This window comes from Cytobacillus massiliigabonensis (assembly GCF_900199725.1).
GTDB classification, from domain to species: domain Bacteria; phylum Bacillota; class Bacilli; order Bacillales; family Cytobacillaceae; genus Cytobacillus; species Cytobacillus massiliigabonensis.
The window spans coordinates 451,937-464,168 of record NZ_LT904903.1; the positions used below are offsets into that span (position 1 = coordinate 451,937).

Genomic DNA, 12,232 nt, shown 5'->3' on the forward strand with positions numbered 1-12,232 from the left:
GAATGAAAATTTATACACGAACTGGGGATAAAGGAAAAACAAGCATTATTGGCGGACGAGTAGACAAAGATGATATTCGTGTAGAAGCGTATGGGACGGTTGATGAAGCAAATTGCTTTGTCGGGCAAGCGATGACACAATTAGATCCAGCGGTTTTTCAAGACGTTTTGGAAGACTTGGAGAAGATTCAGCATGAGCTTTTTGATTGCGGCGGGGATTTAGCGAATGTAACAAAAAAACGTGAGTTAAAGTTAACGATGGAAGCAGTGGAGCATTTAGAGAAAAGAATTGATGCTTTCACTGAAGAGGCTCCTAAGATAGAAAGGTTTATTTTGCCGGGCGGGACGCCTGCATCTGCATCCATTCATATTGCAAGAACGGTTACAAGGAGAGCGGAAAGATTAGTTGTTTCCTTGATGAAGGCAGACCCTGAAGTATCTGAAGTTTCCCTAAAATACATTAATCGCTTATCTGATTATTTTTTTGCTCTTGCAAGAGTCATTAACTTCCGTTTGAATACAAAAGATGTCGAGTACATCCGCAGTGCGAAGGTTTTTCGTGAGGGGAAGCGCAAGGAGGATAAATAATGAAATCAAGGAAATTGGCATTAATTAGCCTGCTTGTTGCATTGACTGCCATCGGGGCGGCGATAAAGATACCTGCCCCCCTCGGAAGTGTGGCATTAGATGCCTTCCCGGCTTTGCTTGCTGCTGCTCTTTTAGGAGGTTCATCTGGAGCGATTGTCGGCGGGATGGGGCATTTGCTGTCTGCACTTCTAGGCGGCATGCCACTTGGTCCGCTGCATTTTGTTGTGGCGATTGAAATGGCATTCTTAGCTTTCGTTTTTTCTCTCCTTTATCGGAACGGGAAAAGATGGCTGGCAGGAATTCTCTTTATTTTAGGAAATACATTTGCTGCGCCGCTGCCATTTTTATTTTTAATGGGAAAAGCATTTTATTTATCGATTGTCCCATCTCTTTTTATTGGCTCTGTTTTAAATACAATCATCGCTTTACTTATTATTCCACGGCTCTTTCCAGTTGTTGAATTAATGATTTCTAAGGAGCGGGCAAGCCAATGAGGGATGTTCTTTTTATCCCTTTTAATAATGAAGAATCAGTTGTTATTGCGAGTGATAATAGCGGAGCAATCGGTCTGAAAGCGGCAGATGCTGTAAAGGTCCCCTATGATATGGTTTCCTATTACTCTTTTCGAGTGGCAGTTATGGAATGTATGGCGGCGGGAGCTGAGCCATTTGCTGTTACATTGCAGAATTTTTGCGGGGAAGAGGCATGGCAGGCATTGATAGTTGGAGTTAGGAAGGGTCTTGCTGAACTTGAACGAGATGGAATTTCTATTACCGGAAGTACAGAGAGTAATTTTTCCTTGAACCAGTCAGCAATTGGGATTACAGTTCTCGGGAAAACGAGGGAGAATATGTGTGAGCCTATGTACTCGGAACAAACGAGGCTGGCTGTAATCGGTGTTCCATTAGTAGGAAATGAGTTAGTTGAAAGGGAAGAGGAAGCCGCTCCGTTGTCGCTGTTTAAGCAAATTTGTGCGCTGCCGGATGTTATTGCCATGCCAGTCGGATCGAAAGGCATCTTATTTGAATTGAATGGCTTATTTTCAAATAAAGTATTTGCCGCGCATGAGATTGATACGAACCTGGACCTTCTTAAATCATCTGGTCCTTCTACATGCTTTATCGTAGCTTATCCAGTAGAAAAAAAGGATGAAGTGATGGCTATTGCCGGTCGATATTTTTACGAGTTAAGGGGATAAAATGCTGCATTTATATATTATTAGACATGGTGAAACAGAATGGAATATAGAAAAAAGAATGCAAGGGCGCCTCGATTCGGATTTGACAGAGAAGGGCAAGAATGATGCGCTGTTATTGGGAGAGAGGCTGAAGGATACGGTTTTCGAGCGGATTATTTCTTCGCCTAGTCAGCGAACGGTGGATACAGCTATGCATGTTTGCGGGAAAAGGCATATTCCGATAGAAACTGATGAGAGATTAATGGAAATTGCCTTAGGTGCTTGGCAAGGAAAAACAGAGGATGAAATTAAGGCACTATTTCCTGCACAGCACGATTTATACTGGAATCATCCCTCTATGTATGAAAATCCAGAAGGTGAAAGTTTCATTGATGTAATGAATCGGGTTGCTAGCTTTTTAGAAGAGCTAATGGACACAAATCCGTCAGGAAATGTGCTTGTCGTTACACATGGGGTTGTGCTGAAAACACTCTACTTGCTCTGCCGAGATGCATCGATTGATCAGCTATGGGATCCGCCTTTTATACATGGAACAAGTCTTACGATTGTAAAGCTTCATAATAATGGAGAGAAAGAGCTCATACTGGAAGGATGTATGGCTCATTGCCGTTAGGCTCGCTCATAATTGAAGCGGGTCTTTTTTTATAAAAACTGTTGGTGACCGTAAGAGATAGGGAAAAAAGTTTCGGTCGTCAATAGCGTTGATTGGTTCCTAAAAAAGGAGGAAAAAGGGAGATAAGGTCGTCAATAGCGTTGATTGGTTCCCAAAAAAGGAGGAAAAAGGGAGTTAAGGTCGTCAATAGCGTTGATTGGTTCCCGAAAAAGGAGGAAAAGGGGAGTTAAGGTCGTTAATAGCGTTGATTGGTTCCCGAAAAAGGCAGGAAAAGAAAGTTTCGGTAGCCAATAGGGTTAATTAGCTACCGAAAAAGAAGGAAATGAGAAGGTATTGTAACCAATAGAGCAGGTTGGCGACTGTAAAAAGCAGAAAAGAGAAAAAACAGTCGCCAATGGAATGAATGTTGAAGCCTTCAAAAATGTAGAACAGTCTCGTATTTGAGAAAGACCATCGCTTATTGGTGTTGCTCTTCCCATTCCTCTCTTAATATCCCCATTCGAATAGAATCATAGTATTCCCCATTGTACAGCCGGCATTTTCTCAGCCGGGCTTCAAGCTTCATCCCGATTTTTTCAGCAGCGCGCATCATCCTTTTGTTGCCCGACCATGTCGTGATCCCAACCCTTACTAGTGGAAGCGATGCAAAGAGGTGCTCAATCCAGAGAGAGAGGGCATCTGTTCCATAGCCGCCATTCCAATACTGCGGATCATAGATAACAATTCCCGCTTCCAGCCAATTGGACTCGCGATGCTCCCAATAGTAGCTTACTGTTCCAATCAAATGCCCATGGGCTTCTATCGCCATTCTTGGTACCGGGTCATTGTCTGGAATCTTGATGAAATCCTTCTTAAAGTCTTCATATTCTTTAAATTCAAGAGGGAAATAGGGGGCATCCCACTTTTTCCATTCTGGATTTTCTGTTCCATAAATATAATCCCATAGCGGCTCTAGATCATCATCCAATATAGGACGTATTGTTACTTTTCTACCTGTAAGTATTTTTGCCATATTCCCACTCCTATCTGTATACCTATTGTATCAATATCTGTTTGAATGTTGTAAATATTTGCATTAAAATGGCGGAAAACTAGTTAGGTGAATACGAATGTACAATCTTTTAACAGATAATTAGCAACCGTTTAAGAGAACCGCCATGTTGGATGAATGAACATCAAACTAGTTAATCAAAAGTGTGGTTTTGTAAAATTTATATATTTTTGAAAATGTCTTAAAAACCCAACGCCAAACAAATGTTCTTGTGTTAAAATAGGTATTATCAGATAGATATAGGAGGTCTCCTTTATGCACTCTATAAAAAAGGTTAATTTGCAATTTTTTAAATCTGAATACTTAGAATCGTTAAGCCGATTTGAATTACCTGAAGAACAGGAACAATTTACTGCATTACCTATTCATTCTCTAGAAATGACTCATGAACGGCACCCGATTGTCATTTTAAACAATAATGATCCGGTTGGTTTTTTTGTACTTCATTCAAGTGATCGGGTAAAAGAGTATTCTGAGAATCCCAATGCCATGTTACTAACGGCATTTTCCATTAATCACTCTCACCAGGGAAAAGGATTTGCGAAAAAAGGAATGGAGCAAATAAAAGATTTTGTCAATCAGAAATTTGCAAAATGCGATGAAATTGTATTAGCGGTGAATAAAAGGAATATTGCTGCCCAGAAACTTTATGAGAAAGTCGGTTATAAAGATACAGGACGCCGGAAGATGGGGAAAAATGGGGAGCAATTCATACTAAGTTTTCCGGTTATGAGGTGATAGAGTGAATATAAAAGGCATTAATCACTTCTTATTTTCAGTATCCAATTTAGAGGAATCTATCAAATTTTATCAGAGTGTTTTTGATGCAAAGCTTTTAGTAAAAGGGACAAGCACGGCATATTTTGATTTGAATGGGATATGGCTTGCGCTAAATGAAGAAATAGATATTCCTCGAAATGAAATAAACCAATCCTATACACATATCGCTTTTTCAATAGAGGAAGGTGACTTTGAAAAAGTATATGAAAAATTAAAGCAATTACATGTACATATTCTTACAGGCCGCGAAAGAGATGTAAAAGATAAAAAGTCGATTTATTTTACCGATCCGGATGGGCATAAATTTGAATTCCATACAGGTACATTACAGGATCGATTGGCTTATTATCAACAGGAAAAAAAGCATATGGAGTTTTTTAATTAAAAATGGTCAGAACAAAGCATGAAATGACAGGAAGCAATGTATTGCGGTTGCTATTATTTCATTAGGGAGTGAGCGAAATGGGCTGGGTTGAATCATTACAGAAGGCTATTGACTATATGGAAGAATTCATATTAGAGGATATTACAATTGAAAGTATTGCGAAGCAGGCAAACACTTCTGAATTTCACTTTCAGCGAACCTTCGCGATACTAACAGATGTCTCTGTGGGTGAATATCTTCGACGACGACGATTGTCTTTAGCTGCACAAGAGTTATCCAATACGGATCATAAGATCATCGATCTAGCCTTTAAGTATGGCTATGATACTCCCGAGGCTTTTTCAAAGGCATTTCGCAGGCAGCACGGAATTACACCTAGCGAAGCGAGAAAGAACGATGGAAAGCTAAATTGCTATAACCGCCTGGTCATCCAGGTGAATTTGAAAGGAGCGGAACCGATGAGGTACAAAATTGTGGAAAGAGACAGTTTTCAAGTGGCAGGCATTAAAAGAGAGTTTTCATTAAAAAATGAGGAAAATCTAAAGGGAATCCCTAAAATGTGGGATGAAGTAAATGGGGATGGAACGGTTGGCAAATTAGCAAAGTTAAATAATGGGGAAATTAAAGGGATTCTTGGGGTCTGCGTAGATAAGAGGTTAACGCAGTCCGAACAATCCATTGATTACTGGGTTGCTACAGAACATATAGGAGATGCAACAGAGGAATTTCTAACCTTAGAAATCCCAGCATCAAAATGGGGGGTATTTGAGGTGCATGGACCTATGCCAGGTGCAATGCCAAAAGTATGGAAGCAAATTTTCTCAGAGTGGTTCCCTTCCAATCAATATGAGCATGCGGGAACGCCTGAATTGGAAGTTTACTCAGATGAAGATCCTTCAAGCCCAGATCTATATTCTGAGATTTGGATCCCTTTAAAATAATCACCACTCAAGGATTATAAAAAGGCTGCCTGTTTTCAGTGCAGTCTTTTTTTTATGTCATGAAAAAGGTTTTTGTGTGGTCCGAAGAGAACTATGATAGAAATCAATTTTAATCGGAGGGTTTAGATGAATGGGAAAAATTTTAAGAGTAGGAACCACCTATATTCCAGTCCGAAATATTGAGAGATCATCGAGCTGGTATATCAGTAAATTAGGGGCGGAGCTTAGCTATAAAGATGACGATAAGGCCATTCTTAATTTTGCGAATCAAAGTTTTTTTCTGGTGCGAGCAAAAGATAAGGAAACGGCTAATTTCTATGATTATCATGGCCAGAAACGTTTTTCACTTACGTTCGAGGTCAACGGATTATCTGCTTTAGAGGAATTGCATACGGAATTTCTTAAAAGCGATATGAAGGTTGGGGATATAGAGGATAGAGGTCATGCAGGAAAAAACTTTATATTCAGTGATTTAGAGGGCAATCTATTTGATGTTTGGAGCGAGTTAAGTCCTAAGTTTAAGGGAGAAATTTCACATGTAATCAGTCAATATTTTCTTCGGGGGAACGAACAGATCATTCATTTGAATAGTAATTCTTAACTTGCAAATAATACTCCAGTAAGGTTCATTACCAATGGAGGGAGTACAGTACAATGCAAGTAAGAGATGTTATGAGCACAAACGTGCAAAGCTGTTCCAACCAAGACAATTTAAGCACAGTAGCTTCTAAAATGCAGGAATTAAATATTGGATCAATGCCAGTAGTAGAAAACAGCCAAGTGGTAGGAATGGTTACTGACAGGGATATGGTTGTCCGAGGGTTAACAAATGGGGCTCCAAATGATTCCATTCAAAGTGTTATGTCTAATAACGTCATAACTGTTTCATCTTCATCATCTTTAGAAGAAGCGGCACAATTAATGTCTCAGCACCAAGTTCGGCGTCTGCCTGTTGTTGATAATGGAAATTTGGTTGGGATGGTCTCCCTCGGAGATCTTGCGATTCGTGAACAAGCTGATCAAAAGGCAGGTCAGGCACTTACCCAAATTTCAAAAAGTGATTTATCCTAGGGACACGTTTACGTGTCTCTTTTTTATTATTTAGGTATTTATTATAGTATATAGGAGAAAAACGAAGGAAATTGAAAAATTGCAGATAAATAAGCGCTTTCATCAAGTCTTGTCATTCTTCGTAAATATGATATGATTCAATATGTTTTTAACGGTCCCGACTTTGATGCGAGTTCAAAGTCATTTTTTTTTGGAAAATGATTAAGAATGAGGTGTTTATTTGAAAGTACTGACAACTAAAGAACAATGGCTAGGCAATATTAAAGGAGATATACTTGCTGGAATTGTTGTGGCGTTAGCACTTATTCCAGAAGCTATTGCATTTTCTATCATTGCTGGAGTAGACCCAATGGTCGGGTTATATGCTTCTTTCTGTATTGCCGTAACGATTTCCATTGTAGGTGGCAGACCTGGAATGATTTCTGCAGCGACTGGGGCAATGGCATTGCTCATGGTTACATTAGTTGCTGACCATGGGATGCAATATTTGTTTGCTGCCACGATTCTGACCGGTATTCTGCAAATTTTATTTGGTGTGTTGAAATTAGCTCGTTTTATGAAATTTATTCCGAGATCCGTTATGATTGGTTTCGTTAATGCATTAGCTATTTTAATTTTTATGGCTCAGCTTGAACAATTTGCTGGTGCAACATGGGTTATGTATACAATGGCAGCTGGCGCATTAGCGATCATTTATCTTTTTCCAAGAATAACAAAGGCTGTTCCATCTCCATTAGTTGCTATTATTGTTATCACTATAATTGCAATTATGACAAAGAGTGATGTGAAAACTGTAGGTGATATGGGTCATTTAACGTCTGCTCTTCCTTCATTTTTCTTTCCAGATGTGCCATTTAATTTTGAGACGTTGAAGATTATTTTTCCTTATTCATTAGCTCTTTCTATTGTCGGCTTATTAGAGTCATTATTAACTGCATCTATCGTAGATGACATGACAGATACAGCAAGTGATAAAAATCGTGAAAGCCGCGGTCAGGGAATGGCGAATATTGTTGCTGGATTATTTGGCGGGATGGCTGGCTGTGCAATGATTGGACAATCTGTTATCAATGTAAAATCTGGTGGAAGAGGAAGGCTTTCTGCTCTTGTAGCTGGAACATTTTTAATGTTTTTGATCTTAGTTCTTGGAAATATTGTTGTTCAGATCCCGATGGCTGCTCTAGTTGGTGTGATGATTATGGTTTCAATTGGGACATTTGATTGGGCATCATTTAAAGGATTAGCTAAAACGCCTATTACAGATTCCATTGTTATGATCACGACAACGGTAACGACTGTGTTCACCCACGATCTTTCAAAAGGGGTATTTGCAGGAATTGTTCTAAGTGCCATTTTCTTTGTCGCAAAAATCTCTAAAGTTCAGGTAAACTCAAAAATAGAAGGAAATAAGAAGATATATGCAGTTAAAGGACAAGTATTTTTTGCTTCAGTGGACGAACTTGTCTCTTCTTTTGAATATAACGGAGATGTAAAAGAAGTAGAAATAGATTTCACCCACGCACATATTTGGGATGACTCAGGGGTTGCAGCGATTGATAAAATCGTTTTAAAGCTGAGAGATCATGGTGTAACTGTCCAATTATCAGGGTTAAATAAACCCAGCTCGAACTTAATTGATCGATTAGCCACTCACCCTAAAGCTGGAGCAAATCATTAAAAATCACGTTATTTCACGTGGTTTTTTTTGGAGATTTGGACATTTCTTCAATGTTTAGGACATAATCTGGATATTGGTAAATAGATCAAAATGGTTCATTTTTTTAGTAAAACATGATATATTGTTTATCGCGGTTAAAATTATAAAAAAATAATCAATCAATTTATAAATAACCTTTCTTTGAGTTTTCGGTTTAATCGATCTTAGTTATGTTCAAACGGTAATGCAAAGAATAGGGGAAGGTGTAAAAATGAATATTCGATTACAAAAAGATCAAAATATATTAAATAAATTTGTGGTCTTTTTCTTTTTAGCAGTTGTTCTTTTATGGATGAAAACATATATTGTACAATCCACACAGTTTGACTTAGGTATTGAAAATTCCATGCAGCGTTTTCTTTTATTTTTAAATCCATTAGGGTCATCCTTATTATTTTTGGGACTAGCTTTCTTCTTCAAAGGAAGAAAAAAGTATATTTTCCTGATGATTATTGATTTTCTATTATCATTTCTTTTATTTGCCAATGTATTATTTTATCGGTTCTTTAACGATTTTATTACATTGCCAACTTTAACGCAGACGCAAAATTTTGGAGATGTAAGTGGAAGCATTACTTCTCTTTTAAAACCATATGATTTCTTATTCTTTATTGATCTAATTCTTTTGATTGGCTTGCTATCTTTTAAACTTGTGAAAATTGAAGTGAAAGATATTGGCCGCAGGAAAGTAGCTGCATTATTATCATTAGCGTTAGGAATTTCAAGTTTAAATCTTGCTTTAGCAGAAGCAGACCGTCCTCAGCTATTAACAAGAGGATTTGATCGAAACTACATTGTAAAGTATTTGGGGATGTACAATTATACAATTTATGATGCAGTTCAAAGCACGAAAGCATCTGCCCAAAGGGTTATGGCAGATAGCAATGACATTACAGAAGTTATAAACTTTACTCAATCGAATTATGCTAAGCCAAATCCGGCATTTTTTGGTAAGGCAGAAGGAATGAATGTCATCTATTTGCACCTTGAATCGATTCAAAACTTCTTGATAAATTACAAGCTGCATGGGGAAGAGGTCACACCGTTTTTAAATTCATTGACGAGTGAAGGAAACACGCTTTACTTTGATAATTTCTTCCATCAAACGGGACAAGGCAAAACTGCTGATGCAGAATTTATGCTGGAAAATTCATTGTATGGATTGCCATCGGGCTCAGCATTTACAACAAAAGGATTAAATACGTTCCAAGCGGCACCAGCTATTCTTGGTCAGCTGGGCTATACGTCTGCAGTATTTCACGGAAACTCAGGAAGTTTCTGGAATCGCAATGAAATTTATAAATCATTTGGCTTTAACAAGTTTTTTGATTCTAGCTATTATGATATGAAGCCTGAAGACTTAGCTGATTATGGGTTGATGGATAAGCCTTTCTTTGAGCAATCTATTCCGCTATTGGAATCATTGCCGCAGCCGTTTTATACAAAATTTATGACGGTAACACATCATTATCCATATCCGATTAAAGAGGAAGATGCGACAATTGCCCCTCATACAACTGGAGATAAATCAGTTGATCGCTACTTCCAGACAGCTCGTTATGCTGACGAAGCATTAAAGCAATTTTTTGATTACCTGAAGGAATCCGGATTATATGACAATTCGATTATTATCATGTATGGAGACCATTATGGAATTTCAGAAAATCATAATAAAGCAATGGAAAAAGTGTTAGGAAAAGAAATTACGTCTTTCGAGAGCACTGGTTTACAACGAGTGCCGTTGTTTATTCGAGTGCCTGGCATGCAAGGCGGAGTGAACCATGAGTATGGCGGACAAATGGACATACTCCCTACACTTCTTCATTTGCTGGGAATAGAAACAAAGGATTATGTACAGTTCGGAACAGATCTACTATCCGAACAGCATGATGATCTTGTCCCTTTCCGAAATGGCAACTTTGTAAGTTCGACGATAACCGCTATTGATGGGAAATTCTATGATTCAAAGACAGGTTTGCTGCTGGAAGAAGACAGATTGCCTGAGGCAGAAAAGTTACAGGAAAGTGCGAGTCATAAATTATCGCTTTCTGATAGAGTCGTTAATGGGGATCTATTGCGTTTCTATGAGCCTGAGGGTTTTACTCCAGTAGACCGTTCAAAATATAAGTATAATGAATCTGAAGTTGTTGAATCAGAAAAATAGCAACATAAAAAGGCTGCCTGTGAAATCAGGCGGCTTTTTTTTGAAATTGTATATATAATAGATTATTTAAGTAAAAAGTAACTAGAAATAATACGAAGAAAAGTTTCCTTTTTTATTAGTGATTCATACATATATAAATATGGGCGAAAGATTGTCGGGAAAAAATTCCTCAATAAACATATATGAATCACTCCCTTTCTTAATTAAGTAAGTGGTAAAATAGGTAGGTGCAATTCCAAATGGAGGTTTGTTTAAATGATGAAAACAAAAATTGGTCTTTTATATGGCGGTAAATCCGCAGAACATGATGTATCGCTGCAGACGGCAATGGCTGTAATAAAAGCATTAGATCTTGAAAAGTTTGAAATTCATCCAATATATATTTCGGCAAGCGGGGAATGGATTAAAGGTCAGCAATTAATGGGACCTGTGACAAATGTAAAAGAACTGGCATTTTCAAAAACTGAAGCATTGCCACAAGCAGCCTTAGCACCTACCTTATTTCAAGCATCAGAACAAAGCGGTCCTTTTGATGTAATATTTCCATTATTACATGGACCAAATGGGGAAGATGGAACAGTACAGGGATTATTAGAGCTTATGAACCTTCCTTATGTAGGCAATGGTGTTCTTGCTTCCTCAGCAGGCATGGATAAAGTTATTATGAAAAACGTTTTTGCGCAGGCTGGTCTTCCGCAGGTGAAGTACACATGGTTTATCCGCAGTGAATGGGAAAATGCGAAGGATGATGCCTATAATAAAGTGGAAAATGAACTTGGATATCCTTGTTTCGTAAAACCAGCAAATCTTGGTTCAAGTGTTGGCATTAGTAAATGTACAAACCGTACTGAGCTTGAACAGGCATTTAGAGAGGCCTTCAAATTTGATCGTAAAATCATTATTGAGGAAGGTGTTACCGCAAGAGAAATCGAGACGGGAGTCATGGGAAATGATTACCCAGAATGCTCGGTTGCTGGTGAGATTGTTCCAAAGAAGGAATTTTATGATTATAAGGCAAAATATGAAGACGGCAATACGGCATTAATTATTCCAGCTGAAATTACGGATACGGAATATAATGAACTGAAGGAAATGGCAATCAAGGCTTTTAAGGCACTTGACTGCTCTGGGCTTGTAAGAGCCGACTTCTTCCTGACAAGAGAAGGAAAATGGTATATTAACGAGATTAATACAATGCCTGGTTTTACACCATTTAGCATGTTTCCGTTACTTTGGAAGCATACAGGAGTAGAATATCCGCAGCTGATCGAAAAACTAGTTAATCTTGCAAAAGAAAGACATGCAGAAAAGCAAAATATTAAATATACGATGGAATAACGAAAAGCGGAGGCGGCTTGATCATCGCCGTACAAACTGGAAGGACACCGACTGAGATATAGGAGACACAATGGGCGAAAGCGAATAGATGTCGACTTATCGCAGGGAGGGGACCTGAAGTTTGATAGGCGATAGGCGCCGCAGCTAGACAAATCGAAAAGCGGAGGCGACTTGCTCAGGGGCGACAAGCATAAGACAGATCGACAGGAAGGTTGTTCTTTAACCTTCATGACGAGATGGCTTATGACCTCGAGCCCCTAGGCGCCGGAGCTAGACAAATCGAAAAGCGGAGGCGACTTGCTCAGGGGCGACAAGCATAAGACAGATCGACAGGAAGGTTGTTCTTTAACCTTCATGACGAGATGGCTTATGACCTCGAGCCCCTAG

At 38.6% G+C, this 12,232-nt stretch carries 13 protein-coding genes; 12 read left to right on the forward strand and 1 reads right to left on the reverse strand.

Annotation, left to right across the window (positions count from 1 at the left end; all coding sequences use genetic code 11):
- The first annotated feature begins 2 nt into the window (after window positions 1–2).
- From C1726_RS08345 to C1726_RS08360, 4 genes are read left to right on the forward strand one after another with little or no spacing between them, the layout of a single operon-like run.
- A complete protein-coding gene (locus C1726_RS08345; protein ID WP_102272723.1) occupies window positions 3–587 on the forward strand; it encodes a cob(I)yrinic acid a,c-diamide adenosyltransferase in 585 nt (194 codons plus the stop codon).
- On the forward strand, window positions 587–1,081 hold the full coding sequence (locus C1726_RS08350; RefSeq protein WP_102272724.1) for an ECF transporter S component: 495 nt from the start codon (window positions 587–589) through the stop codon (window positions 1,079–1,081). The genes C1726_RS08345 and C1726_RS08350 overlap by 1 nt, the downstream gene beginning before the upstream one ends.
- Complete coding sequence (locus C1726_RS08355; RefSeq protein WP_102272725.1) at window positions 1,078–1,785, forward strand: ATP-binding protein; 708 nt, start codon at window positions 1,078–1,080, stop codon at window positions 1,783–1,785. Before C1726_RS08350 ends, C1726_RS08355 begins: the two co-directional genes overlap by 4 nt.
- Before the next feature lies 1 nt (window position 1,786).
- The gene (locus C1726_RS08360; protein ID WP_102272726.1) at window positions 1,787–2,398 is read left to right on the forward strand and encodes a histidine phosphatase family protein; all 612 of its coding nucleotides are present in this window, start codon (window positions 1,787–1,789) and stop codon (window positions 2,396–2,398) included.
- 457 nt (window positions 2,399–2,855) lie between these two features.
- Here the strand turns inward: C1726_RS08360 and C1726_RS08365 are convergent, their stop codons facing one another.
- Window positions 2,856–3,410, reverse strand: coding sequence for a GNAT family N-acetyltransferase (locus C1726_RS08365; RefSeq protein WP_102272727.1), 555 nt, complete (start codon window positions 3,408–3,410; stop codon window positions 2,856–2,858).
- Between the two features lie 294 nt (window positions 3,411–3,704).
- Between C1726_RS08365 and C1726_RS08370 the strand changes: the two genes are divergently transcribed.
- The 8 genes from C1726_RS08370 (at window position 3,705) to C1726_RS08405 (ending at window position 11,845) form a co-directional block, all read left to right on the forward strand.
- On the forward strand, window positions 3,705–4,187 hold the full coding sequence (locus tag C1726_RS08370; RefSeq protein WP_102272728.1) for a GNAT family N-acetyltransferase: 483 nt from the start codon (window positions 3,705–3,707) through the stop codon (window positions 4,185–4,187).
- A gap of 4 nt (window positions 4,188–4,191) precedes the next feature.
- Window positions 4,192–4,614, forward strand: a complete 423-nt coding sequence (locus C1726_RS08375) for a fosfomycin resistance protein FosM1 (RefSeq protein WP_102272729.1) — start codon at window positions 4,192–4,194, stop codon at window positions 4,612–4,614.
- A 77-nt stretch (window positions 4,615–4,691) separates the two neighbouring features.
- Entirely contained in the window at window positions 4,692–5,555 is an 864-nt protein-coding gene (locus C1726_RS08380) for an AraC family transcriptional regulator (RefSeq protein ID WP_102272730.1), read from the forward strand.
- A 130-nt stretch (window positions 5,556–5,685) separates the two neighbouring features.
- Window positions 5,686–6,156 (forward strand): VOC family protein, encoded by a 471-nt coding sequence (locus C1726_RS08385; protein WP_102272731.1) that lies wholly within the window; start codon window positions 5,686–5,688, stop codon window positions 6,154–6,156.
- A gap of 53 nt (window positions 6,157–6,209) precedes the next feature.
- The gene (locus C1726_RS08390) at window positions 6,210–6,626 is read left to right on the forward strand and encodes a CBS domain-containing protein (RefSeq protein WP_180968141.1); all 417 of its coding nucleotides are present in this window, start codon (window positions 6,210–6,212) and stop codon (window positions 6,624–6,626) included.
- A 220-nt stretch (window positions 6,627–6,846) separates the two neighbouring features.
- The gene (locus tag C1726_RS08395) at window positions 6,847–8,304 is read left to right on the forward strand and encodes a SulP family inorganic anion transporter (protein WP_102272732.1); all 1,458 of its coding nucleotides are present in this window, start codon (window positions 6,847–6,849) and stop codon (window positions 8,302–8,304) included.
- A gap of 250 nt (window positions 8,305–8,554) precedes the next feature.
- Window positions 8,555–10,507: an LTA synthase family protein gene (locus C1726_RS08400; RefSeq protein ID WP_102272733.1), complete on the forward strand. Its 1,953-nt coding sequence runs from the start codon at window positions 8,555–8,557 to the stop codon at window positions 10,505–10,507.
- A 258-nt stretch (window positions 10,508–10,765) separates the two neighbouring features.
- Window positions 10,766–11,845: a D-alanine--D-alanine ligase gene (locus C1726_RS08405; RefSeq protein WP_102273242.1), complete on the forward strand. Its 1,080-nt coding sequence runs from the start codon at window positions 10,766–10,768 to the stop codon at window positions 11,843–11,845.
- Window positions 11,846–12,232: the final 387 nt, after the last annotated feature.

Coding starts and splice junctions, on each gene's coding strand:
- C1726_RS08350 (WP_102272724.1), top strand. CDS start 587: ATGAAATCAAGGAAATTGGCATTAATTAGCCTGCTTGTTGCATTGACT.
- C1726_RS08405 (WP_102273242.1), top strand. CDS start 10,766: ATGAAAACAAAAATTGGTCTTTTATATGGCGGTAAATCCGCAGAACAT.
- C1726_RS08385 (WP_102272731.1), top strand. CDS start 5,686: ATGGGAAAAATTTTAAGAGTAGGAACCACCTATATTCCAGTCCGAAAT.
- C1726_RS08390 (WP_180968141.1), top strand. CDS start 6,210: ATGCAAGTAAGAGATGTTATGAGCACAAACGTGCAAAGCTGTTCCAAC.
- C1726_RS08370 (WP_102272728.1), top strand. CDS start 3,705: ATGCACTCTATAAAAAAGGTTAATTTGCAATTTTTTAAATCTGAATAC.
- C1726_RS08365 (WP_102272727.1), bottom strand. CDS start 3,410: ATGGCAAAAATACTTACAGGTAGAAAAGTAACAATACGTCCTATATTG.
- C1726_RS08400 (WP_102272733.1), top strand. CDS start 8,555: ATGAATATTCGATTACAAAAAGATCAAAATATATTAAATAAATTTGTG.
- C1726_RS08380 (WP_102272730.1), top strand. CDS start 4,692: ATGGGCTGGGTTGAATCATTACAGAAGGCTATTGACTATATGGAAGAA.
- C1726_RS08345 (WP_102272723.1), top strand. CDS start 3: ATGAAAATTTATACACGAACTGGGGATAAAGGAAAAACAAGCATTATT.
- C1726_RS08360 (WP_102272726.1), top strand. CDS start 1,787: ATGCTGCATTTATATATTATTAGACATGGTGAAACAGAATGGAATATA.
- C1726_RS08355 (WP_102272725.1), top strand. CDS start 1,078: ATGAGGGATGTTCTTTTTATCCCTTTTAATAATGAAGAATCAGTTGTT.